Source organism: Pseudomonas sp. 2 (assembly GCF_056627435.1).
Map to the genome: position 1 here is coordinate 373278 of NZ_JBWXNG010000001.1, position 24556 is coordinate 397833.

Annotated in this window: 18 protein-coding genes and 2 pseudogenes; 7 read left to right on the forward strand and 13 right to left on the reverse strand. The window is 62.5% G+C overall.

All coding sequences use genetic code 11. The annotated features are described in order from the left end of the window. Positions 1-46: 46 nt before the first annotated feature. The 8 genes from AC1MEK_RS01770 to AC1MEK_RS01805 form a co-directional block, all read right to left on the reverse strand. Positions 47-2482 carry a TonB-dependent siderophore receptor gene (locus AC1MEK_RS01770; protein WP_480394769.1) on the reverse strand — a complete coding sequence of 812 codons (2436 nt, stop codon included), beginning with the start codon at positions 2480-2482 and terminating at the stop codon, positions 47-49. A 155-nt stretch (positions 2483-2637) separates the two neighbouring features. Continuing rightward, complete coding sequence (locus AC1MEK_RS01775; protein ID WP_480394541.1) at positions 2638-3642, reverse strand: FecR family protein; 1005 nt, start codon at positions 3640-3642, stop codon at positions 2638-2640. A gap of 49 nt (positions 3643-3691) precedes the next feature. After that, positions 3692-4192: a sigma-70 family RNA polymerase sigma factor gene (locus tag AC1MEK_RS01780; RefSeq protein WP_480394542.1), complete on the reverse strand. Its 501-nt coding sequence runs from the start codon at positions 4190-4192 to the stop codon at positions 3692-3694. Between the two features lie 131 nt (positions 4193-4323). Further along, on the reverse strand, positions 4324-5094 hold the full coding sequence (locus tag AC1MEK_RS01785) for an SDR family NAD(P)-dependent oxidoreductase (RefSeq protein WP_480394543.1): 771 nt from the start codon (positions 5092-5094) through the stop codon (positions 4324-4326). Positions 5095-5136: 42 nt separating this feature from the next. Then, the gene (gene rhaT, locus AC1MEK_RS01790; protein WP_480394544.1) at positions 5137-6195 is read right to left on the reverse strand and encodes an L-rhamnose/proton symporter RhaT; all 1059 of its coding nucleotides are present in this window, start codon (positions 6193-6195) and stop codon (positions 5137-5139) included. 50 nt (positions 6196-6245) lie between these two features. After that, positions 6246-6545 carry an L-rhamnose mutarotase gene (rhaM, locus tag AC1MEK_RS01795; RefSeq protein ID WP_480394545.1) on the reverse strand — a complete coding sequence of 100 codons (300 nt, stop codon included), beginning with the start codon at positions 6543-6545 and terminating at the stop codon, positions 6246-6248. Between the two features lie 20 nt (positions 6546-6565). After that, positions 6566-7465 carry an amidohydrolase family protein gene (locus AC1MEK_RS01800; RefSeq protein ID WP_480394546.1) on the reverse strand — a complete coding sequence of 300 codons (900 nt, stop codon included), beginning with the start codon at positions 7463-7465 and terminating at the stop codon, positions 6566-6568. Positions 7466-7528: 63 nt separating this feature from the next. After that, positions 7529-8521 (reverse strand): LysR family transcriptional regulator, encoded by a 993-nt coding sequence (locus AC1MEK_RS01805; protein ID WP_480394547.1) that lies wholly within the window; start codon positions 8519-8521, stop codon positions 7529-7531. Between the two features lie 254 nt (positions 8522-8775). Between AC1MEK_RS01805 and AC1MEK_RS01810 the strand changes: the two genes are divergently transcribed. From AC1MEK_RS01810 to aldA, 4 genes are read left to right on the forward strand one after another with little or no spacing between them, the layout of a single operon-like run. After that, on the forward strand, positions 8776-10074 hold the full coding sequence (locus AC1MEK_RS01810) for an MFS transporter (protein WP_480394548.1): 1299 nt from the start codon (positions 8776-8778) through the stop codon (positions 10072-10074). Positions 10075-10090: 16 nt separating this feature from the next. Continuing rightward, positions 10091-11275: an L-rhamnonate dehydratase gene (rhmD, locus tag AC1MEK_RS01815; RefSeq protein ID WP_480394549.1), complete on the forward strand. Its 1185-nt coding sequence runs from the start codon at positions 10091-10093 to the stop codon at positions 11273-11275. A 36-nt stretch (positions 11276-11311) separates the two neighbouring features. After that, positions 11312-12109 carry an HpcH/HpaI aldolase family protein gene (locus AC1MEK_RS01820; RefSeq protein ID WP_480394550.1) on the forward strand — a complete coding sequence of 266 codons (798 nt, stop codon included), beginning with the start codon at positions 11312-11314 and terminating at the stop codon, positions 12107-12109. An 18-nt stretch (positions 12110-12127) separates the two neighbouring features. After that, entirely contained in the window at positions 12128-13561 is a 1434-nt protein-coding gene (gene aldA / locus AC1MEK_RS01825) for an aldehyde dehydrogenase (RefSeq protein ID WP_480394551.1), read from the forward strand. 47 nt (positions 13562-13608) lie between these two features. Here aldA and AC1MEK_RS01830 read toward each other — a convergent pair. After that, a pseudogene (locus AC1MEK_RS01830) lies at positions 13609-15932 on the reverse strand (FdhF/YdeP family oxidoreductase). A 460-nt stretch (positions 15933-16392) separates the two neighbouring features. Here AC1MEK_RS01830 and AC1MEK_RS01835 point away from each other — a divergent pair. Next, on the forward strand, positions 16393-17277 hold the full coding sequence (locus AC1MEK_RS01835) for a LysR family transcriptional regulator (RefSeq protein WP_480394552.1): 885 nt from the start codon (positions 16393-16395) through the stop codon (positions 17275-17277). A gap of 521 nt (positions 17278-17798) precedes the next feature. Here AC1MEK_RS01835 and yfcF read toward each other — a convergent pair. Both yfcF and katG read right to left on the reverse strand, forming a co-directional pair. Continuing rightward, complete coding sequence (gene yfcF, locus AC1MEK_RS01840; RefSeq protein ID WP_480394553.1) at positions 17799-18422, reverse strand: glutathione transferase; 624 nt, start codon at positions 18420-18422, stop codon at positions 17799-17801. Positions 18423-18596: 174 nt separating this feature from the next. Then, positions 18597-20852, reverse strand: coding sequence for a catalase/peroxidase HPI (katG, locus tag AC1MEK_RS01845; RefSeq protein WP_480394554.1), 2256 nt, complete (start codon positions 20850-20852; stop codon positions 18597-18599). A gap of 286 nt (positions 20853-21138) precedes the next feature. Here katG and AC1MEK_RS01850 point away from each other — a divergent pair, with 286 nt between their 5' ends. Next, complete coding sequence (locus AC1MEK_RS01850; protein ID WP_480394555.1) at positions 21139-21573, forward strand: GNAT family N-acetyltransferase; 435 nt, start codon at positions 21139-21141, stop codon at positions 21571-21573. A gap of 19 nt (positions 21574-21592) precedes the next feature. Here the strand turns inward: AC1MEK_RS01850 and AC1MEK_RS01855 are convergent, their stop codons facing one another. Beyond that, positions 21593-22534: a DMT family transporter gene (locus AC1MEK_RS01855; RefSeq protein ID WP_480394556.1), complete on the reverse strand. Its 942-nt coding sequence runs from the start codon at positions 22532-22534 to the stop codon at positions 21593-21595. Between the two features lie 131 nt (positions 22535-22665). Between AC1MEK_RS01855 and AC1MEK_RS01860 the strand changes: the two are divergent. Continuing rightward, a pseudogene (locus AC1MEK_RS01860) lies at positions 22666-23562 on the forward strand (LysR substrate-binding domain-containing protein); the annotation flags it as partial. A gap of 13 nt (positions 23563-23575) precedes the next feature. Here the strand turns inward: AC1MEK_RS01860 and AC1MEK_RS01865 are convergent. Then, positions 23576-24478, reverse strand: coding sequence for a LysR family transcriptional regulator (locus AC1MEK_RS01865; protein WP_480394557.1), 903 nt, complete (start codon positions 24476-24478; stop codon positions 23576-23578). Positions 24479-24556 lie beyond the last annotated feature (78 nt).

The following is a 24556-nucleotide window of genomic DNA, read 5'->3' on the forward strand; positions in this document are numbered from 1 at the left end:
AAAAGAGCGCCCGTAGGCGCTCTTGCTCACGCAATGCAGTGCTGAATCAGAACCCCACGCTAGCCTGCACGAAGAACGTCCGCGGCTGGCCCAGGTAGATGCCCGAGTTGTTGTCGCTGGAGCGGGTGAAATACTGGTGGTCGAAGACGTTCTTCACCCCCGCGCCCAGTTTCAGGTTGGACAGGGTTTTGCCGAAGTCATAGGCGCCACGCAGGTTCCAGGTCACATAACCGGGGATGTTGCCGTACTGGCCATCGGCGGACGGCTCGGTGATGTAGTTGCCGTTGAAGCTGCCGTCGGCATTGGTGCCGGTGCCCGGTGCGCGCTGTTTGGACTGGGCGTAGCCGTCGATGTTGTAGGTCCAGCGGTCCACTTCATAACGCAGGCCGACCGTCGCCACCTGGCGGGAATAGAACGGCAGATCGCGGCCCTTGAAGCCCGGGATGTCGCCTTCGTAGGTGGCGCGGGTGTAGGTGAAACCGGCGTTGGCGGTCAGGCCTTGCAGGCGTGCGTCCAGCGCGCTGAGGTCATAGTGCGCCGAGGCCTCGATGCCCTGGTGCTTGGTCGCGCCCAGATTGGTCCAGCCCACGTCGTTGCTGATGTATTGCAGTTCGTCGTCGAAGTCGATGTAGAACGCCGTCAGCTCGCCGCCCCAGGTGCCGTTGTCATAGCGCGTACCCAGCTCGTAGGTCTTGGCCTTTTCCGGTTGCAGGCCGTTGGCGGTGTCGTTGCCGATGCCGCCCTGGGCCACCTGAAAGTACTGCAGGCTGCCGAACGAGGTCTCGTAGTTGGCGAACAACTTCCACTCATCCGAGAGGTGATACATCACGCTCAGCGCCGGCAGCGGCTCGTTGTTGTTGACGCTGCGGTCCTTCTCCTGCACCCGCACGCCGTTGGTGCCCAGCACCGGGCGCTCGTGCCAGTCGGTGCTGATGCGCTCGAAGCGGATGCCCGGGGTGATGGTCCACTTGCCCACGTCGATCTTGTCGTCGATATAGAACGCGGTGGCCTCGGTGCCGCCGGTGCGGTCCTGATAGACGTGCCCGTCTGAGCCCGGAATCGCCACCGGCGTGTTGTTGACCAGGCCCAGGCGCGAGGCCTGTTCGTGCATGGCTTCTTTCAGGTAACGCGCGCCGACGCTGACTTCCTGAGTGGTCGGCCCCAGGTCCAGCACGTGGGACACCCGCGGCTCGATGCCAAAGGTGTGGTAGCTGCGCGGGAACGAGCCCAGAGTCTTCTGATCGCGAGCGGCGATGTTGCTGCCGCGAAAGCTGTCGGTGTAGTAGGTCAGCACTTCGGCCTGGGTCGAGTCGTCGATCTGGCGCTTGTACTTGATCGACACGTCCTTGCGCCGGCCGGTGAAGTTGTCGTAGTCGCGGTCGGACTGGTACGGGTTGGCGTCGAACTGCTTCTGGGTCAGGCCGCCGGGCATGTCGGCGGTGGCGTCGTAGTAGTGGAAGTTGACCGACAGGTCGTCTTCCTCGGTCAGCGCCCAGTGGGTCTTGAGCATGACGTCGTTGATGTCGTTGTCATTGTTGCTCGAACGGTAGCCTGAGCCATTGACCGTCGAATACAGCAAGGCGGCGCCCAGGCCGTTGTCGGCGGTGCCACCGAGGAACAGGGTTTCCATGTTCTTGTAGCCGCCGTGACGGCTGGTTTCGATGGTGCTGGACAGATCGCCGCTGAGTTTTTCCGGAATCGCCCGGGTCACGAAGTTGATCACCCCGCCCACGTTCTGCGGCCCGTAACGCACGGAGCCCGCGCCGCGCACCACGTCGATGCTGTCCAGGTTGCCCGAGGAAATCGGCGCCATGGACAACTGCGGCTGGCCATAAGGCGCGAACGCCGCCGGTACGCCGTCGATCAACACGGTGGAGCGTGGCGACAGGCGCGACGTCAGACCGCGTACGCCGACGTTCAGGGAGATATCGCTGCCACCGGTGCCGTTGGATTCCTGCACCTGCACGCCGGGGATCCGCCGCAGCACGTCACCGACGTTCTGCGCGCCCTGCTCGACCATGGCCTGACGCCGCACCACGGTGCGTGCGCCGGGGTGGTTCTGCACCACGGCCTGGTCGGCATCGCCCAGCCAGTCGCCCACCACTTTCACTTCCATGGGCGCGATTTCCATGCTGCCGGGGGTGGCCGAAGCGCTAGTGCCCGCCGGCTTGAGCACCACGGTGTCGGCGGACATTTCGTAGTCCAGGCCGCTGCCCTGGAGCAGCGAACGCAGCGCCTGCTCGGGCGACAGGTTGCCATCGACCGCTGGCGCCTGCTTGCCAGCGACCAGATCAGGGCTGAAGAACAATTGCAGGGAGGTCTGCTGACCCAGTTGACTCAACGCAGCGCCCAGCGCCTGGGCCTGAATGTGAATGGCGGTCGGCGCGCCTTCGGCGAAGCTGTTGCTGGCGCCGGTGCCGACGGCAATCGCCAGCACCCAGGGCAGCCAGCGCGAGGATTGCACCGATGGAGCTGATGGCAGCGAGCGGCTGACCGCCAGTTGAAGCGCGTTGAGTCTATTGTTTTTCACGTCGTTTCTTGTCCTGAAGTCCGAAATGCGGGGCACGCCTGCGTTTTTTTGAATGCTAAGCAATCGCAGTTGGACAAGAAGACGAAGGACGCGAAAAAAACCTGAATCTATTTTGAAAAAATTTCCTGACTGCCATCGGCAAGCGTCCGCACCGCCACCGGCAGGATGCTCGGCAAAGCCCGTAATAGAGCGTCGGTGTCGTCGGATTTGAACACGCTGGTCAGGCGCAGGTTTTCGGTTTTGCCCTGGGCCACCCGCAGCGGTTTCTCCCGGTAGCGCGAGACGTCCTGCACCACATCCTTGAGCGCCGCGTCGTTGAACACCAGCTTGCCGCCGCGCCAGGCGGTGATCGCTGCGGTGTTGACCGCCAGCGCCGGGGTCACCTTGCCGTTGGCGTCGATGTTCGAGCCCAGGCCCGCCGTCAGGGTGACCTGATTGCCCTGCTCATCGGCGCGGCCCTTGACCTTGACCGTACCGGACTCCACCGCGACCCGGGTCAGCGCCGGATCGCTGCGCACATCGAAGCGCGTGCCGGTGACCGTCACCGAACCGTGGCCGGTCTGCACCACGAACGGCCGCGAGGTGTCGTGCTCGACGCTGAACATCGCCTCGCCTTCGACCAGCTCGATCTGGCGGCTGGCGCTGTAGAAATGTACCTTCAGGCGCGTGCGACCGTTGAGGTCCAGCACCGAACCATCGGGTAATGCCACCTGACGCCGCTCGCCCAGCACGGTGGCGAATTCGGCGCTGTAGTCAGGCTGGCTGTTCATGCCGAAGTACAGCGCGCCTGCCCCCACCATCGCCACCAGGCTGGCCGCCACCGCGTAACGGACAAAGCCGCGGCGGGTCGAGGCTTTCGGGGGATGCAACGGCGTCGGCGCATCGGCTTCGCACAGCGCTTCGAGGCGCGCGCGGGGCAGCAGGTCGGCAGCGCCCCAGAGGTTCTGCAGCAGGCGAAACTCATGGGCGTGCTGGTCGTGCTCGGCCAGCCAGGCTTCAAAGCCGGCCTGTTCTTCCGCGCTCAGGACGCCGTCGCGCGAGCGGGCGAACCAGAAGGCTGCCTGATCGCGTACGGTATCGGTGCCGCACGGGCATTCACGGTCCGTCGTCATGGAATTTCCTGAGCTGATAAAGGGCGGGCCTGTACCCGATGACACGGCTTCATTTGCCCGAGGCGTCCAGCCGGTCACGCAAATGGCGAAGTGTGCGGATCATATACTTTTCCACCATGTTCTTGCTCAACCCCAGGCGTTCGGCGATTTCCAGCTGCGTGAGCCCTTCGAGCTTCTGCCAGATGAACACCTTGCGGCAATTGAGCGGCAGCTCGGCCAGCGCCCGCTCGACCGAATCCGCCAACTGAACGGCATGCATGAACGCCTCCGGGTCACCTTCGTGGCCGGCTGAACTGTCGATGGACTGGTTTTCAAGCTCAAAACGCCGATCTTCCCGGCGCCAGGTGTCGACCGCGATGTTGCGCGCAGTCTGGTGCAAATACGCCCGCGGCTGCTCGACACTGGCCCCACCCGATTCAAGGACCCGCACGAACGCATCATGGGTCAGGTCTTCGGCCTGCTGACGGTTCTTCAAACGACGCGTCCAGGTGCCCACGAGCTCTTCGTAGTGATCAAGAAAGCCTTTGCTTCGTGGCAGCTTGAGGGACATGGGATGGGATGTTGGGGGAGAGAAAGGCGCGAATAGTAATAGTTCTTATTAAAACCCGCAATCCACTCTGTGCCCGCTGCGTCGGGTGGCAAAAAGCTGCGCTCTTTGCCATCACGACGCACGACGCCGAACTACTGCAAGTTCACGAACAGCCCACCGTCGACCAGCAATGAAGCCCCCGTTACATAGCGGGCCATGTCCGAGGCGAGAAAGACAATCGGGCCTGCCACGTCCTGGGGTTCTCCCAGGCGTCCCAGCGGCGTGCGTGACGTCATGTAGGCGAGTTTTTCCTGGTCGGCCAGATCGTCCTTGTTGATGTCAGTGGCGATGGTACCGGGCAATACCGAATTGCAACGAATGCCGTAAGGCCCAAGCGCAATGGCGCAGGACTGCATCAGCGAGTGCAGGCCGGCCTTGGTTGGCGTGTAGTGGGTCTGCATGCCGCCGCCGACCAGCGCACTGATCGAACTCACGGCAATGATCGCCCCGCCCCGGCCTTGCTTCTTCATCTGGTTGGCAGCCGCCTGCACGGCGAAGTAAGCACCGTTGAGGTTGGTGTTGACAGTCTTGAGGTAAACCTCGCGCGGCATGTCGAGGAAAGAATGGAACGGGCAGATGCCCGCATTGTTGACGAACACATCGACACTGCCGAACGCCTCCAGCGCCCCGGCCACCAGACGCTCGCCGGTGTCCGGGTCTGCCGCATCGCTGCCCACTTCCACCGCTTTGCCGCCGAAGGCTTCTATCTCCTCGACCAGGCTGCGCGCAGCCTCTGTGCCCTGCTCGCTTCCACTGTGGCCGATGACCACGCGCGCGCCCTGCCGTGCACACTCAGCGGCCGCCGCGCGGCCGATTCCGCGGGAGGCGCCGGTGATGATGACGGTTTTGTCTGCCAGTAACATAGAAATCTCCTTGATCGATCAAACGCTGAATCCGCGACGGATTCAGCTCAGATAATTGCCATAGCCGACCATGCCGATGGCTCCCAGAATCACCACGATGCCCGATACCAGCACGGTTCTGTTTGAGGTGCTGGTGCCCTGCCACTCTCGGAAATACAGGCCCCAGCAGTTGGACACGATGATGATGAAAGACATGTGCAGCACCCAGGAACTGGCATCGTTGTTCAGGCGGCTCTCGCCCATGCCGTAGAAGAAGAACTGCAGGAACCAGAGCGTCCCGGCGCAGGCCACCAGCAGGTAGTTGCGCAGCAGCGGAGTCTGGGTGTTGGTGTAGTCGCCGAAGCTACGGTTGCGCTTGTTGAGCCACAGGCACCAGAGGGCGTTGGTGGTCAGGCCGCCCCACATGATCACCATGAACGTCACGTTGTTCTGGAACAGGCTGTTGGCGCCATGCTGCACCGCGGCCTCGGCCAAAGGGCGCCCGGCGCTGATGCCGTAGCTGAAACAGGCGCTCAGCACCCCGGAAATGACTGCCACCAGCGCGCCCTTGCTCAGGGAGAATTCACTGATGCTTGCGAACTTGGTTTCAGCACTGACTTCACGCTCCTTGAGCATCCCGGCCCGGCCGCACAGCGCGATACCCACCAGCGAGACCGCCACGCCCCACAGCACCCAGTTGCCGCTGGCGCTGGTGACCATCTCGCTCAGGGTACCGGCCCTGGCGTCGGTGAACAGGTCGCGATACAGCGCCGGCATCAGCGCGCCCAATGCCGAGGTCAGGCCCATGACCAGCGACATCCCGAGCGACAACCCCAGATAGCGCATCGTCAGGCCGAAGGTCAGCCCGCCGATGCCCCACAACACGCCGAACACGTAGGTCCAGAACAGGGTCACGCCATCGGCCTGACGCAGAATGTCGATAAAACCCGGCACCGTCAGTTGCGCGGCAATCAGCGGCACGATCAGCCACGACGCCAGGCCCCCGGTGATCCAGTAGCTTTCCCAGGCCCAGCCTCGAACCTTCTTGTAGGGGATGTAAAAACTGCCCGAGGCCGAGCCTCCGATGAAATGCAGCACCACACCCAGGAGGATGATTTCCACGTTCGCGTCCTTTTGTTGTTATTGATTGACGTATTTGCCGCAGCCGGTCTTCAGTCTCGAGCGAGGCTGAAAACTGGCTGCAGATCCACGGTGACCGGTGAAGCGTCCGGATGGCTGTGCATGATCGGCTGCATGTATTGCCACCAGCGCTGCATCACCTCAAGGGTGTGCAGCTGGTCCAGCTGATGCACGTCGTCGTGAGTCATGACCGCGAACAGCGCGAAGGACTGGGGGTCGAGAAAGATCCGGTAATCCGACACGCCTGCGCTGCGCAAGGCATCGACCAGCTCCGGCCAGATTTGCTCATGGCGCTGGCGATACTCTTCGGCCTGGCCAGGATTGAGTGACATGCGAAAGGCTCGGATCGGCATCACGCGCCTCCCGTTGCAGCGGGCAAGGTGTAGGCGTGGCCGACGTTTTTCAGGAAGAACTTCTCCTGCACGGCCAGCGATCTGTCCGCCACGCAGCGGCGTACGAGATCCAGCGTGGTGTCGAAATCGGCGATGCTGTTGCTGTTGGGCCAGTCGCTGCCAAAGAAGCAGCGGTCCTCGCCGAAGGCCTCCCACAGATACGCCAGCCGATCACGGTAATACGCAGGGTCGCCGATCATCTGACCTGCGCCGTTGTGTTGCGGGATTTCCGCCAGTTTGGCGAAGACATTGGGTCGTTCGGCCAGGCTGAACACATCCTGCTGAAATTCGACCATTCGCCCATCGGGCACCTGAGCGTTGGGCAGGTGGTCGACCACGATGCGCAGCGTAGGCACCGCATCGCTCAGGCGCAGCAAGCCCTCGATCAGCTCGGGGTCGGGATTGGCACTGTCCAGCGTCCGGCCCGAGGCGGCAAGGCGCTTCATGGCAGCGATGAACGCCGGTCGAGACAGATCCTCGCGCAGATTGCGGTCCCACAGATTGCCGTAGCGCAGCCCCAGAAACAGCGGCTCGGATTCCAGCCGGGTCAGATCCTGGTCGAAGTGTTCATCGAAGGGGCAAAGATTGCCGATGAAACCGGCCATGCGAGGACTGTTGCGCAGCCGTTCCAGCAACCAGAAGTTGTCCTGCCGCCAGGGGCTGGCCTCCACCACGATGGCGCTGACAATCGGATGATTTTCCGCCACGCACCAATAGGTGTCGGGCAAGGCCACGCCGTGCAACGGATGGCCCTTCTCAGGCCAGGGTATGCCCTCGGCGCGGCCGGCATCGAACAGATGGATGTGGCTGTCGACAATATCGCCTTTATAGAGAGCGCCTGTGTGCAGGTCTGCCGTCATACCCGAGTCCGTCCATGTTTGTTGTTATTGGCGACAGACTCTAAGGCGGGTTGCTATGCGTGACTAATCGATTTTTGTTTTTAACTGATACCCGCAAGGTATCAGCGATCGATCACACCCCTCCTGCGCCCGCCTGCGCAACAACTCAATAAACTGCGCCAACTCCCGACTCACCGACTCATGCCGACGCCGCAGCAAGCCGAACGGCGCCATCTGTGCGTCGAGGGTCACGGGCAGGGCCTTGACCAGGCCCATTTTCAGGTAGTCGCGCATGGCCGATTCGGAGAGCACCATCAGCGCGTCGGTCAGTTGCACCAGTTGCTGCATCGAGTACACCGAGCTGCATTCGATGATGTCGGCTGGCATCGGCAGTTCCAGCCGTTCCAGGGCGTGTTCAATAGCGATGCGCGCCGGGCTGGTTTCCGGCTGCAAGATCCACGGCCAGTCGCGCACCAGTTCTTCCCACTCCAGCTTGCGCCGGCTGGCCAGCGGGTGGCCGCTGTGCACCACGGCGATCAGCCGCTCGTTGCCCAGCGGTTCGAATTCGTACTGCTCGCGGTCGTTGGCCGGGCTGCGGCGGGTCACGGCGATGTCCACCCGGCCCTGTTCCAGCAGTTGAATGACCTGGTCGCTGGTGTCGCCCATGATGCGGATGCGCAGTTGCGGGTGGATGGCCTTGATCTCGGCCACGGCGTTCATCACCAGGTCCGGCGCGGCGCCCATGATGGTGCCGATCGACAGATAGCCATAGCCGCCCTGCTTGCGTGCCGCCAGATCCGCGGCGGCGCGGTCCAGGCCGCTGAGCGCTGCCTCGGCGAAGCGCAGCAGCTCGCGGCCCAGCGCGGTGGGCCGCATGCCGCGGGACAGGCGCTCGAACAGTTCGCAACCGAACATGTCTTCGATTTCCTGCAGCATGCGGGTGGCCGCCGGCTGCGACATGTTCATGGTCAGCGAGGCGCGGTGCAGGTTCAGGCTCGAGCCCAGCACCACGAGCATTTGCAGATGCTTGTAGCGCAGGCGGCTGAACAGGTGCTGCGGGGATCGCTCGATGCTCATCGGGGCGCCTCTGATCGATAACTTGAAGGTATCGACTATAAGCTTATTTCGATTAGTCATGCATCACAGCGACGCAGTAGAGTCCGTTCAACAAGAAATCACACCCACTGAGGTGCACCGCATGACCCTTTTGCCCCCTCGTCCCGCCCCGCTGCTCGCCCGCCCGTTCGCCGATTCCTGTTGAAGCGTTGCCCGCCTCATCCGTCTCTATAAAGAGCTACGCAGTCAAACAATTCCAAGAAAAGGACACTGACGTGAACACTCTTCCTGCGTCTTTGCTGGCCAAGGTTTCGTGGCGGCTGCTGCCGTTTCTGTTGCTGATGTACATCATGGCGTTTCTCGACCGGGCCAACGTCGGCTTTGCCAAACAGGCCTTCCAGGCCGACACCGGGATCGGCGATGCCGCCTTCGCCTTTGGCGCCGGGGTGTTCTTCGTCGGCTACGCGCTGCTGGAAGTGCCCAGCAACCTGATCATGCACCGGGTCGGCGCCAAACTCTGGATGTGCCGGATCATGGTGACCTGGGGCCTGGTGTCGGCGGCGATGGTCTTCGCCCACACTGAAACCACCTTCTATGTGCTGCGCTTTCTGTTGGGTGTTGCCGAAGCGGGCTTCTTCCCCGGGGTGATCCTCTACCTCACCTACTGGTTCCCCCAGGACGCGCGTGGCAAGGCCATGGGCTTCTTCTACTTCGGCGCACCGCTGGCGTTCATCTTCGGCAGTCCGTTGTCGGGCCTGTTGCTGGAACTGGACGGCGTGCTCGACAGCCACGGCTGGCAATGGCTGTTCGCGGTCGAAGGCCTGCTGGCCTCCGCCGTCGGCGTGTGGGCGTACTTCTATCTGGACAACCGCCCCGCCGACGCCAAGTGGCTGAGCGTTGATGAACGTACCCAACTGCAAGCGGTGCTCGACGCCGAGGACAGCCACAAGCAGGCCCACGGCAGCGTGCTCAAGGCCATGTGCCAACCGGCGGTGTTGTACCTGTGCGCGATCTACCTGCTGATTCAGGCCAGCGTCTACGGAGTGGTGTTCTACCTGCCCAGCCAGGTCGCCGGGCTGATGGGCACCAAGGTCGGCTTTATGGTCGGGCTGGTCAGCGCCGTGCCCTGGCTGTGTGCGTTGCTCGCGGCGTGGAAGATCCCGGCCATCGCCGACCGCACCGGGCAACGCCGGGCCGTGGCGGCGATCACTCTGGTGGTTTCCGGCCTTGGCATCGCCGCGTCGGTCACCTTTACCAGCCCGCTGCTGGGCATCCTCGCACTGTGCTTCGCCGCCTCGGGCTTCATCGCCGTGCAGCCGGTGTTCTGGACCTTTCCTGGCAGTTTCCTCGCCGGCTCCGCAGCAGCAGCGGCGATTGCCCTGATCAACTCGTTCGGCGCCCTGGGCGGCTTTATCGCGCCGATTTTGAAGAACTGGGCCGAAAGCAGTTTTCAATCCCCGGCCGCAGGCTTGTACCTGCTGGCCATCACCACGTTGCTCGCCGCTGCGCTGGTCATGGGCATTCGCCGTCCGCGCAGCGTCACCCCGCACAAGCAGCCTTCATTTCAGCTCTGACCCCAAGGAATCGAACATGGCCACTCCAACCATCAAACATGTACGCGCTTATGTCCTGCGTGGCGGTGGCGCCGACTATCACGACCAGGGCGACGGCCACTGGATCGACGATCACATCGCCACCCCCATGAGCAAATACCCCGAGTACCGCCAGAGCCGCCGCAGCTTCGGCATCAACGTGCTGGGCACGCTGGTGGTGGAAGTCGAGGACAGCCAAGGTAACGTCGGCTTTGCCGTGACCACCGGCGGCGAACCTGCCGCCTACATCGTCGAGAAACACCTGGCGCGTTTCGTCGAAGGGGCCAAGGTCACCGACATCGAGCGCATCTGGGACCAGATGTATTTCTCGTCGCAGTACTACGGGCGCAAGGGCCTGGTGATCAACACCATCTCCGGCATCGACCTGGCGCTGTGGGACCTGCTCGGCAAAGTGCGCAAGGAGCCGGTGCACCAGTTGCTCGGCGGCGCAGTGCGCGATGAGTTGCAGTTCTATGCCACCGGCGCGCGTCCGGACCTGGCGCAGAAGATGGGCTTCATCGGCGGCAAGCTGCCGCTGCACCACGGCCCTGCCGAGGGCGAGGAAGGCCTGCGCAAGAACCTCGAAGAACTGGCGGTGATGCGCGAGCGGGTGGGCAAGGACTTCTGGCTGATGCTCGATTGCTGGATGAGCCTGGATCTGAACTACGCTACCAGGCTCGCCCACGGCGCCAAGGAGTTCGGCCTGAAGTGGATCGAAGAAGCGCTGTCCCCCGACGATTACTGGGGTTACGCCGCGCTGAAAAAGGCGGTTCCACCGGGGATGCTGGTCACCACCGGCGAGCACGAGGCGACACGCTGGGGTTTTCGCATGCTGCTGGAAATGGGCTGTTGCGACATCATCCAGCCGGACGTCGGCTGGTGCGGCGGCATCACCGAGCTGATCAAGATTTCCGCGCTGGCCGACGCTCATAACGCGCTGGTCGTGCCCCATGGCTCGTCGGTGTACAGCTATCACTTCGTCGCCACGCGCACCAACAGCCCGTTCGCCGAGTTTCTGATGATGGCGCCGAAAGCCGACGAAGTGGTGCCGATGTTCCACCCGCAATTGCTCGGCGAGCCGGTGCCTGAGAACGGCCGCATGCGCCTCTCGCGCCTGGACCAGCCAGGCTTTGGCGTGACCCTGAACCCGGAATGCCAGCTGCATCGCCCCTATCAGCATTGATCCCACGGCCATGCACGATTCGACAGGAAGCCTTTCATGAAACTGCCGCGCAACACCTTCAAGGCCGCACTGGCCAAAAACGAACCGCTCTATGGCATCTGGGCCGGGTTCGCCACCGGCTACGCCGCCGAGATCACCGCCAGCTTCGGTTATGACTGGATGCTGATCGACGGCGAGCACGCGCCGAACACGGTGCCGTCGATTCTGGCCCAGCTGCAGGCCGTCGCGCCCTATGACACGGCACCGATCGTGCGCGCCGTCGGCCACGATCCGGTGCTGATCAAGCAATTGCTGGACATCGGCACGCAGAACCTGATGATCCCGATGGTCGAGACCGCCGAGCAGGCCCGCGCGCTGGTCCAGGCCACCCGCTATCCGCCCCACGGCATCCGTGGCGTGGGCGGCGGCCTGACCCGCGCGACCCGCTGGGACGGCGTGCCCGACTACATCAACAGCGCTCATCAGGAGCTGTGTCTAATCGTCCAGGTCGAGTCCCGCGCCGGCGTCGATAACGTCGCTGAAATCGCGGCGATCGAAGGCGTGGACGCGGTGTTCATCGGCCCGGCCGACCTGTCGACCGGCCTTGGCCACATCGGCAATCCGTCCCACCCCGAGGTGCAGGAAAAGATCCGCCACGCCATCGACGCCACCCTCGCCGCCGGCAAGGTGTGCGGCATCCTCGCGCCCGCCGAAGAGGACGCGCGCCGCTATCAGGGCTGGGGTTGCCAGTTCATCGCCGTGGCCATCGACATCAGCCTGATGCGTCAGGCGGCGCTGAACAATCTGGCGCGCTACCGCGAAACCGAACAACGCAGTGCATCCAAAACCTACTAATAAGGAAGGAGCCCGACCATGAGTTCAGTGCCTGTCTATCAGAATTACATCAACGGCCAGTTCGTCCCCGGCAGCGAGCACTTCGAGGTCCTCAACCCGGCCACCGGCGCGCTGCTGGCCCATGTGCCAGCAGCGGACACCGAGCAGGTCGACCGCGCCCTGGCCGCTGCCCGCGCGGCGCAACCCGAATGGGGCCGGCGTACCGCCAACGACCGCGCCAGCTACCTGCGCAAGATCGCCAGCAAGCTGCGCGAACATGTCCCGCACCTGGCACGGACCATCACCCTGGAACAGGGCAAGATCTCGGGTCTTGCCGAGGTCGAGGTCAACTTCACCGCCGATTATCTGGACTACATGGCCGAGTGGGCGCGGCGCATCGAAGGCGAAATCATTACCAGCGACCGCCCAGGCGAAAACATCTTCATGTTCCGCAAGCCGCTGGGTGTGGTCGCCGGGATCCTGCCGTGGAACTTCCCGTTCTTCCTGATCGCGCGCAAGATGGCCCCCGCGCTGCTCACCGGCAACACCATCGTGGTCAAGCCCAGCGAAGAGACGCCGAACAACTGCTTCGAATTCGCCCGTCTGGTCGCCGAAACCGATCTGCCGCCCGGCGTGTTCAACGTGGTCAGCGGCGACGGTCGCGTGGGTGCGGCGCTCTCGGCGCACAAGCAGGTCGACATGGTCAGTTTCACCGGCAGCGTCGAAACCGGCGCGCGGATCATGAGCGCGGCGGCGCCAAACATCACCAAGCTCAATCTGGAACTGGGCGGCAAGGCCCCGGCCATCGTCCTGGCCGATGCCGACCTGGAGCTGGCGGTCAAAGCCATTCGCGACTCGCGGATCATCAACACCGGGCAAGTGTGCAACTGCGCCGAACGGGTCTACGTCGAGCGTCAGGTGGCCGATCAGTTCATCGAGAAGATCAGCGCCGCCATGGCCGCCACCCGCTACGGCGATCCGCTGGCCGACAGCACGGTGGAGATGGGCCCGCTGATCAACCGCAAGGGCCTGGACAGCGTGGCTGCCAAGGTCAAGAAGGCTCAGGCCCAAGGCGCATCGCTGATCACCGGCGGTGACGTCGCGGATCTCGGCCAAGGCTTCCACTATCAGCCGACGGTACTGGCCGGCTGCAGCGCCGACATGGAGATCATGCGCAAGGAAATCTTCGGCCCGGTGCTGCCGATCCAGATCGTCGACGACCTGGATCAGGCCATCGCCCTGGCCAACGATTGCGAATACGGCCTGACCTCGTCGCTCTACACCCGCGACCTGTCCAAGGCCATGTACGCCATGCGCGAGATCGACTTCGGCGAGACCTACATCAACCGCGAGAACTTCGAAGCCATGCAGGGCTTCCACGCCGGGGTGCGCAAGTCGGGGATTGGCGGCGCCGACGGCAAGCACGGCCTGTATGAGTACACCCACACCCATGTGGTGTATCTGCAGGCGTGATCAAGGGTGCCCGGGGCGTCGTCTGGCGCTCCGGGTACGGCTGACACTCAAGCGACGGATGCGGTGATTAGATCGCTTTCGGCCGCCTTCTCGAACTTGATCGCGATGAACTTAGAGGTCGGTGTGAAGGTGCGGTCGCCGTAGCTGTCCAGCGGCACCAGCGGGTTGGTTTCCGGGTAATAGGCCGCCGCCTGGCCCTGCGGAATGTCGTAGGCGATCAGGGTGAAGCCCGACACCCGCCGCTCGCGACCGTCGTCCCAGAGCGAAATCAGGTCGACCTTGTCCCCCGGCGCATAGCCCAGGCGGCGAATGTCTTCTTCATTGGCGAACACCACGTCACGTCGGCCGTAAACCCCGCGATAACGATCGTCCAGGCCGTACAACGTGGTGTTGTACTGATCGTGGGAGCGCATGGTCTGCAGAATCAGGTCGGGCTTTTGCTTGAGGCTGCGAATCGCGGCGTTGACCAGGTGCTCGGGCAGTTTGCTTGGGATAAAACGCGCCTTGCGGTGGTGGTTTTCCAGATGCGCTCGGCGACGCTGTTGCCCAGATGGAAGCCGCCGGGGTGTTCCAGGCGCTGGTTGAAATTCTTGAAGCCGGGGATCACGTCGGCGATCAGGTTGCGGATGCGGCTGTAGTCTTCGATCACCCAGTTCCAGTCGATGGGGTTGTCACCCAGGGTGGCGTGGGCGATACCGGCGATGATCGCCGGTTCCGAGCGCAGCAGTTTCGAGCGCGGCCGCAACTGGCCGTGGGAGATGTGCACCATGCTGAAGGTGTCTTCCACGGTGATGCCCTGAGGGCCGCTGGCCTGCAGGTCGATGTCGGTGCGGCCCAGGCACGGCAGGATCAGTGCGTCCCTGCCGGTGACCAGATGGCTGCGGTTGAGCTTGGTGGCAATGTGCACGGTCAGTTCGCAGCGGCGCAGCGCAGCATGGGTGCGCGGGGTGTCCGGCGTGGCCTGGGCGAAGTTGCCGCCCAGGCCGATGAACACCTTCGAGCGCCCTTCTTCCATGGCCTTGATCGCGGTCACGGTGTTGTGGCCTTCTTCACGCGGCACCTTGAACGCGAAGCGGGTTTCCAGCGCGTCGAGCAGCCAGGTCGGCGGCACCTCGTTGATGCCCATGGTGCGGTCGCCCTGCACGTTGCTGTGGCCGCGCACCGGCGACACGCCCGCGCCTTCGCGGCCCATGTTACCGCGCAGCAGTTGCAGGTTGATCACCTCCTGAATCGTTGGCACCGAGTGGGTGTGCTGGGTCAGGCCCATGGCCCAGCACATGATCACCCGCTCGGCCTTGCTGTACATGCGTGCGGCCATTTCGATGTCGCTCAGCGACATGCCCGACTGCTCGACGATCTGTTGCCACGGGGTGGCCTCCACCGCCTTCAGGTACTCATCGAGGCCCGAGGTCTGTTCGGCGATGAAGGTGCGGTCGAACACCGCTTCGCCGCCGGTGGCCAGTGCGTGCTTTTCCCACTCCAGGAGAAACTTGGCCATGCCGCGAATGGCCGCCATGTCGCCGCCCAGTGCCGGACGGAAATACGCGGTATTGGTCGGTTCCGAGCCGTTGCTGAGCATTTCCAGCGGATGCTGCGGGTGCTGGAAACGCTCAAGTCCACGCTCCTTGAGCGGGTTGAACACCACCACCTGAGCGCCGCGTTTGACCGCCTCGCGCAGCGGTTCGAGCATGCGCGGATGGTTGGTGCCGGGGTTCTGGCCGATGACGAAAATGGCGTCGGCCTTTTCCAGGTCATGGAACACCACGGTGCCCTTGCCCACGCCGATGGATTCGAACATCCCGACCGCGCTGGCTTCGTGGCACATGTTCGAGCAATCGGGGAAGTTGTTGGTGCCGAAGGCGCGGACGAACAATTGATACAGGAACGCCGCTTCGTTACTGGCACGGCCCGAGGTGTAGAACTCGGCCTGATCGGGCGAATCGAGGCTGTTCAAATGCTGGGCGATCAGGGCGAAGGCGTCGTCCCAACTGGTTTCGACGTAATGATCGCTGGCGGCGTCATAACGCATCGGGTGAGTCAGCCGCCCCTGATATTCGAGCCAGTAATCGGTCTGCTCGGCCAGCGCCGACACCGAATAGGTGGCGAAGAATCGCGGATCGACCGAACGCCCTGTCGCTTCCCAGTTCACCGCCTTGGCGCCGTTCTCGCAGAACTTGACCATGCCGTCTTCCGGCGACTCGCCCCAGGCGCAACCCGGGCAGTCGAAGCCGCCGTTCTGGTTGGTCTTGAGCATGGTGCGGATGTTCTTGAAGGCGTTCTTGCTGCCGAGCCAGTTGCGGGTCACGGCGATCAATGCGCCCCATCCTGCGGCGGCGCCCTTGTAGGGCTTGTAACGGTTGACTTGGCTCATGGCAATAGATCTCCACAGCGGCAACGTGCACAACGCACGCGGCCACTATCAGGGGCGGTTATATAACAAAGTCACGACAGCGGAAGTTGCACGAACTTTTTAATCCCTGCGGATCAGTTCGGCATGAACAACACCATAAAGCGGTGAGCAAAAGCTGTCTAATCGCTATTTACGACCACACCATAAGCGAGATCTATCAGCTACAAATACCTATACATCAGGATGAATATTGATAACGAAAGGGTTAATAGCGTCCTGATCGATGATATTTAACCGACGATAAATCCGCTCGATACCCCATCCATGTTATTGGAATAACTATTATTTCGAGGCGTTGACTGTTGCCTGTTCGAAACACATAGAGCGCGTCGATGACGCCTTCGATACAAACGATTTGACCCCACAGCGGATCGAAACAACCATGCGCGGCATACGGTCATCTCTTGCTCGCAGGCTTTGCATGGACATCAAACAGCTCAAATTTTTGATCGCGCTGGACCAGACCCGCCACTTCGGCCAGGCGGCTGCCCGCTGCAACATCACCCAGCCCACGCTGTCCATGCGCCTGCGCAACCTTGAGGAAGAACTCGATGTGGTGCTGGTCAACCGCGGGCAGCGCTTCGAAGGTTTTACCGAAACCGGCGAACGGGTGCTGGCCTGGGCACGCACCCTGCTGGCGGCTCACGACGGCTTGTTTGCCGAAGTGGCTGCGTGCCGTGGGCAACTGGTGGGCAATCTCAGGCTGGGCATGGTGCCGCTGAGCAGTTTCAACCCGATCGATTACATGCAGCACTTGTCAGCGGTATTTCCGGAACTGACCTTTTCGGTATCGTCGGCAAGTTCCGATGAAATCATTGAAGGGCTGGCCAACAATCAGTTGGACTTGGGTGTCTGTTATCTGGACCGGGTGGATCGCAATTATTTCGATTTCTTCGAAGTGGGTTCTACCCAAGTCGGCCTGCTGTATGACAAGCGCCATTTTCAATTCGAAGACGAAGAATTGAGTTGGCAAGCCGCCGCCGAACTACCGCTGGGCATGATTACCGACGGCATGCACTTTCGGAAGTCCATCGACCTGAGTTTTCACAGCCGAGGGCTGCAACCGCGCGCGGTGCTGCAAAGCGATTCGACCTGGCAGTTGCTGCAGGCCATTCGTTCGGGGTTCTGTTGCTCGGTGATGCCGATGAACAACGGCATCGAAGCCAACGACGATCATCTGGCGTTCATCAAACTGCCGGACGCCGGCATTCTCGCCCCGCTCGGCATCGTGATGCGCGCCACCGAACCGCGTTCGGCCATCGCCCAGCAGTGCTACTCCCAGGCCCAGAGCTTTTACGGCGCCTGATCGGGCGTGGCGATCAGCCCGGCGGAATGGTCGCCAACAGGCCGACACCAATGGTCAGCGCCAGAAATCCCAACAGAAAAAGCGTCATCTTGCCCATGGGGCCACCTCTGATCGATGGATGTGCGGTACAGGTGCAAACACCTGGCATCCAAGGCGTTGGCGGTGCTCGCGGATCGCCTTGATGTGCGAATGATTTTGGGCGCGATGACTGTTTCAGTACAGATTCAGGTTTGCGAGAAAAATACGGATCAGATGAGCTGACCATTACCTTGTGGAAGATTCAATGTTCGCCAGACAAGTGATTCGAGTCGCCCGAACTATCGCTTCGCCACCAAGGCGGCTCCCACAGGTACAGAGCCCGGCACGATTCTGCGCAACACCGCAATACTGTGGGAGCCGGCTTGCTGGCGAATGCCGCACGTCATGCACCAAAGGGGTGAATGACACATCGCATTCGCCAGCAAGCCGGCTCCCACGGCCTTCGGCCAGAAGCGGTTCGCACCGAGGTCAGCGTGTCCCTCTCAACGGGGCAAGGTCACCCACGCTTGAACGCTCGGCCGCTCCCACTGGCGTTTTGCGTACGCCACCAGCGCAGCCGGTACTTCGTCGCCGTTGAGGATCAGGCGGTTGAGCATCAGCGCCAGATCCACGTCGGCAATCGACCACTCGCCGAACAGGTACTCGCGACCATCGGCCAGCAAGGCACTGGCAGCGTCGAACAGCTTGCGCACGGCAGGCAGCGCCTCGGCGGTAAGCGGCGGCCGGGTTTGCCCGCAGAACACCACTTCGGTGGAGCGTTGCGCGCGGATGGGCATCAGGTCGCTGCGCAGCCAGGCCTGGATCTGCCGGGCGCGGGCGCGCTGTTGGAGGTCCTGCGGAAACACCGGCGTTTGCGGGAAGGCCTCTTCGAGGTACTCGATGATCGCGCTGGATTCGGACAGGGCAAAATCCCCCTGCACCAGGGTCGGCACGCGCTGGGTCAGGGACAGGTCGGCATAGTCCTTGGCATGGTGCTCGCGGGCGCCGAGGTCCAGCGGCATCAGTTCGAAATCGATGCCCTTTTCCTTGAGCACCACGAACGCCGACATCGCGTAGGGGCTGGTGTATTGGGCATCGACGTACAGGCGGGCGCGGGCAGTGTTCACGACTTTGATCTCCGTATTCAGGGAACGTAACGGCAGGAAACGCCACGCTACGAGAACCGCCGTATCCAATACAAATCAATGTTTTTCATGGGCCCAGTCCCGTCAGGAATACACACGACAACGCCGCCTGAAGAGGCGGCGCTGTCGTTCACTCAGGCACAGAACAGGGCTGAATCAGGCCAGGTCGAAACGGTCCAGATTCATGACCTTGGCCCAGACCTTGACGAAGTCCTGCACAAACTTCTCCTTGGCATCGTCACTGCCATACACCTCGCTCAGCGCACGCAACTGCGCGTGAGAGCCGAACACCAGATCCACGCGAGTGCCGGTCCACTTCACAGCGCCGGTCTTGCGATCGCGCCCCTCGAAGGTCTCGTTGGCCGCTGAGGTGGGTTTCCATTCCACGCCCATGTCCAACAGGTTCTTGAAGAAGTCGTTGGTCAGCGCGCCCGGCTTGTCGGTGAACACACCGTGCTTGCCCTGGCCGATGTCCAGCACCCGCAGGCCGCCGAGCAACACGGTCATTTCCGGGGCGCTGAGGGTCAGCAGTTGGGCTTTGTCGACCAACAGTTTTTCCGCCGAGACCTTGTACTGCCCTTTCAGGTAGTTGCGGAAACCATCGGCGATCGGCTCAAGGAAGCCGAACGACTCGACATCGGTCTGCTCTTGCGAGGCATCGGTACGCCCCGGGGTGAACGGCACGGTGACGCTGTGCCCGGCATTTTTCGCCGCCTGTTCCACGCCGGCGGCGCCCGCGATGACGATCAGGTCCGCCAGCGAAACGTGCTTGCCACTGGCATTGAACTCGCCCTGAATGCCTTCCAGGGTTTTCAGTACCTTGGCCAGTTGCTCCGGCTGGTTGGCGGCCCAGTCCTTCTGCGGCGCCAAACGCAGACGCCCGCCGTTGGCACCGCCGCGCTTGTCCGAGCCACGGAAGGTCGAGGCGGCCGCCCAGGCGGTGGACACCAGTTGCGACACCGACAGCCCCGAGGCCAGCACCTTGGCCTTGAGCGCGGCGACGTCGCTGTCACCGATCGGCGGGTGCTTGGCGTCTGGCAGCGGATCCTGCCAGAGCAGTTCTTCACCGGGCATTTCCGGGCCCAGATAGCGGGACAGCGGCCCCATGTCGCGGTGGGTGAGCTTGAACCAGGCGCGGGCGAAGGCGTCGGCCAGTTGATCGGGGTTGTCCTTGAAGCGCCGGGAAATCTTCTCGTAGGCCGGGTCAAAACGCAGCGCCAGGTCGGAGGTCAGCATGCGCGGTTCCTGCCGCTTGGCCGGGTCGAAAGCGTTGGGGATCTGCCCTGCGCCGGCGCCGTTTTTCGGCTTCCACTGATGGGCGCCCGCCGGGCTCTTGGTCAGTTCCCACTCGAAGTTGAACAGGTTTTCCAGGTACTCGTTGCTCCACTGGGTCGGCGTGGAAGTCCAGGTCACTTCCAGGCCGCTGGTGATGGCGTCGATGCCTTTGCCGCTGCCGAATTTGTTGCGCCAGCCCAGGCCTTGTTCTTCCAGGCCCGCCGCTTCCGGCTCGGCGCCCACGTTGCTGGCCGGGCCGGCGCCGTGGGTCTTGCCGAAGGCGTGGCCACCGGCGATCAGCGCAACGGTTTCCTCATCGTTCATGGCCATGCGGCCGAAGGTTTCGCGAATGTCGATGGCCGACTTCACCGGGTCCGGATTGCCTTCGGGGCCTTCCGGGTTCACATAGATCAGGCCCATCTGCACGGCGCCCAGCGGGTTTTCCAGGATGCGCTCTCCAGAGTCGGTCCTGCTTTCTTCCTCGGGACGCTTGGCCGGTTCCGCCACCAGATCGCCCTGCCCCGGCTGCTGCATGGCCTTGTGCGCGCCATAGCGTTCTTCACCGCCCAGCCAGGTGGTTTCCGAGCCCCAGTAGACGTCTTCGTCCGGCTCCCACACGTCGGCCCGGCCACCGGAAAAACCGAAGGTCTTGAAGCCCATGGACTCGAGGGCGACGTTGCCGGTGAGCACGATCAGGTCGGCCCAGGAAATGTTGCGACCGTACTTCTGCTTGACCGGCCAGATCAGGCGCCGGGCCTTGTCGAGGCTGACGTTGTCGGGCCAGCTGTTGAGCGGCGCAAAACGTTGTTGCCCGGCCCCTGCACCACCGCGGCCGTCGCCGGTGCGGTAGGTCCCGGCGCTGTGCCACGCCATGCGAATGAACAGCGGGCCGTAGTGGCCGAAGTCCGCTGGCCACCAGTCCTGGGAGTCGGTCATGACCTTGAGCAGGTCGGCCTTGACCGCGGCGAAATCCAGGCTTTTGAAGGCTTTGGCGTAGTCGAAGTCCTCGCCCATCGGGTCGGACAGGGAAGAATGCTGATGCAGAATCTTGAGGTTCAACTGGTTCGGCCACCAGTCACGGTTCGTCGTGCCGCCACCTGCGGCATGGTTGAACGGGCATTTCGATTCATTTGCCATGTTTGATCTACCTTTGGTCGGTGTCACCCGGCCATCCAGTCCTCACAGCCACCGGATAGCTGAATGAACTCAGTAGTTTTCTTATCGCCTTATCAGGTTTGAACGGGACGGCAATCGCCGACGCTAGAAGAAGGGTAGACGCCTTCGCCAAGAGGTCTAATAGTCAGAGCATTACGCACCGATAGACAGACTCTGTTAACGGTTTCGCGATGTTGCAAACGGGCTGTCACATCAACGGCCCATCGCTCTGCTACCCTGCCCCGTCCCCACGTCCACAGGCCTTGCCATGATCCACATCCGCAGCATGACGATGGACGATTACGATGCCGTGATCGCCCTGATGAACAATACGCCCGGCATATCGATACGCGATGCTGATTCTTATGAGGCGACTGCGCGCTACCTGGCGCGCAACCCCGGCATGAGCTTTGTCGCGGAAAGTAAATCGGGCCTGTGTGGCTGCGTGATGTGCGGGCATGACGGGCGGCGTGGCTATCTGCAGCACCTGCTGGTGCTGCCGGAGTTTCGCGGCCAGGGCGTCGCCAAGCGCCTGATCGAAGGCTGCCTGTCGGCGCTGGAAACACTGGGCATCGGCAAATGCCATCTGGACGTGCTCAAGACCAACCACAGCGCGGCCGAGTTCTGGCAGCACCAGGGCTGGAAATTGCGCACCGACATCGACCGCTATTCGTTCACCCGCCCGGGCAACGAGAACGCCTGACGGGCATGAACCAGAGCCCTCAGCAGGCCGGCACTTTGACTGCCGGCACCTGATGGCGTCTGGCCGCCCAGACCACGCCACCGACCAGCAGCGAAATCGAGACCAACTCCATGATTCCGGGAAAACGCTGGGTATAGATGAAGCCGTAGACGCAGGCAAACAGCGTTTCGATCACGATCAACTGGCCACTCAAGGATGACGCCACTCGCCGCGAACAGGCGTTCCAAAGGCCATTGGCCAGCCACGAGCCGCACGCCGCCAGATACAGGCAGACCCAGAAGAAGGTCATCCAGCGCCCGCTTTCCACTTCCCTGGGCACCAGGTCCGGAAACAGCAGCAGCGCCACGCCGCCGAAGATCACTGCGACGAAGCCGGTCACGATCCCGGTCAAGGTCGACCATTCGCTGCTGTTGAACTGGCTGGTCTTGAGGTAGCGGCTGTTGCGCGTGGCAAACCACGACCAGCTGACTACCGCGCTGAGGCCGCACGCCAGGCCCAGTGCCTGGGACCACAGCGAGTGCTGCGAGGTATCGCCGGTGACGTGCCCCAGGCTGATCGATACGATCCCCAGGAATACCATCAGCAACGGCAACTTGAGTTTGCCCAGTGGCAAGGAGCCCGCATCGGCACGGCCCAGATAGGTAATGCCGATCGGCATCATGCCGTTGATCAGCGCACCGGCGGTGACACCGCACAGTTGAATGGCCGCCCCGAGCAGTGCGAAGTTGAGCACGTTGCCGGTCAGCGACAGACGCAGCAGCATCATCACATCGGCGCGGGTAAGCCTGGCCAGCAGACGCGAGGCGAACGGCAAGGCGATCAACAGGGAAATCAGGCCGTACATGGCGAAGCGCGCGCTGCTGATCAGCACCGAGCTGAACTCGGGCAACAGCGAGGGCCCCATGATCACCCCGCCCCAGATGGCGGCAGCCAATAATGCATATGCGAACGCGCTGTTCATGACCAGAACTCGATAAAGGGCAGTTTGGCGAGATTCTAGCGATGGCCAAACCCGCGCACATGCGATAAAAAGTCAGCGACACATTCCCCAGCGGAATATCACGCAGCGATCGACGTTTCAGGAGCATCGCCATCAACCGTTACCTGCGCACCCTGCCCCCGCTGGAAACGCTGATCACCTTCGAGGCGGTCGGCCGCCATGCCAGCTTCACTGCCGCGGCCACCGAGCTGTTCATCACCCAGAGCGCGGTGAGCAAGCAGATGCGGCAGCTGGAAGCCTCGGTGGGCGTGGCGCTGTTCGAGCGCAAGCCCCGTGGCGTGACCCTGACCCGAGCGGCAGAGGAATTGCTGGTAACCGTCAACGTCATGCTCGCCAGCCTGTATCAGAACGTCACGCGGATCCGCAACGTGCACCAGTCCAACGCCGTGTCGGTGCTGGCGACCCACGCCTTGGCGCAGTTCTGGCTGTTTCCCAAGTTGATCGAATTCAACAAGGCCTACCCCGACATCGCCGTGCATGTGCATGCGATCAACGAAATCGACGAGGCCAGCCTCAACGATTTCGACCTTGGCGTGCTCTATGGCGATGGTGACTGGGCGACCCTGAACAGCGATTTTCTGTTGCCGGAGATCGTCTATCCGGTGGCGCATCCGTCGCTGAATGTCGCCGGCATCGAGACCCTGGAACAACTGGCCAAGGCCAATCTGGTGCAGATCGACACCTCGGCCTGGCACTGCCTGGACTGGCAACAGTGGTTCAAACACCTGGGTCATGACTACACGCCACCGGAAAAGGCGCCGGTGTTCAACCAACTGACCCTGGCCTTCCGAGCTGTGCAGCAAGGCATGGGCATCGGTCTGGCGTGGACCTTCATGGATCAGGAGGCGATGGCCAAAGGCGAGCTACGACGGGTCACCGCGTTCGAATGCATCACCGGGTTCGGCGAGTACCTGGTGTCGGTCAAGCATCGCAGCCTGTCGCCCGCCGCCGAGGTGTTTCGGGAGTGGTTGCTGGCAGCGACCGCCGAAGATGCCGCCTGGCTCAACTCATCAAGTCTGCGGCCGTCTCCACCAGCAATTGGCGGAACCATTGATGAGCCGGGTCATTGCGATAGCGCACGTGCCAGGCCATGTCCACCGGAAATGTCCCAAGATCCACTGGCGCCGCAAGCACCTTGAGCCGCGGGTCCTTGGCGATCTGTTTGCAGATCAGCCGAGGCAGTGTCGCGCAGTAATCGGTCACCGCGATGATCTCCGGCACGGCCAGAAAATGGGTGACGGAGATCGCCAGTTCACGCCGCAAGCCCTGATGCTCCAGCACCTGAAACAGGCCCACACGCATCCGCCCCGGCGGCAACACGTTAACGTGGCGCAGTCGCTCGTACTGTTCGCGGGAAATGCTGGTGCCGATGTCCGGATGATCAGCGCGCACCACGCACGCCAGGCTTTCGTCCATCAGGTGCTGAATGACCAGATTGTCTGGCGGGTCGACCATGCGCCCCAGCGCCATGTCGGTGGTGCCGGACATCACGCCAGTTTCGGCAAGGTCAGTGCCGAACGGTGCCAGCGACACTTTGATCTGCGGCGCCAGCTCTCTGAGCCTTGCGACGAGCGTCGGGATCAGCGCGATTTCCACATAGCTGTTGGGGGCCAGATTGAACACCCGGTTGGAGGTCGCCGGATCGAACTGCTGCCGCCCCAGAATCAAATCGTCCAGCCGCGTCAGCGTGTCGATGACGACCGGCGCGATCTCCTCGGCAAACTGCGTGGGCTTGATGCCATAACGCTCACGGATGAACAGCGGGTCACGCATCGTGTCGCGCAGCCGGTTCAAGGCATTCGACAGCGCAGGCTGGGTGATGCCCAAACGCGTGGCGGCGCGGGTGACGTTGCGCTCTTCCATCAGCGCAATGAAAACCGGCAGCAGGTTGAGGTCGTATCGCATGGCTCATAACGCTCTGTGAATATCTGAAATCAGATAAGTAAATTTCTCGAATATCTGGATAGCGAGCAAAGTTAGCCC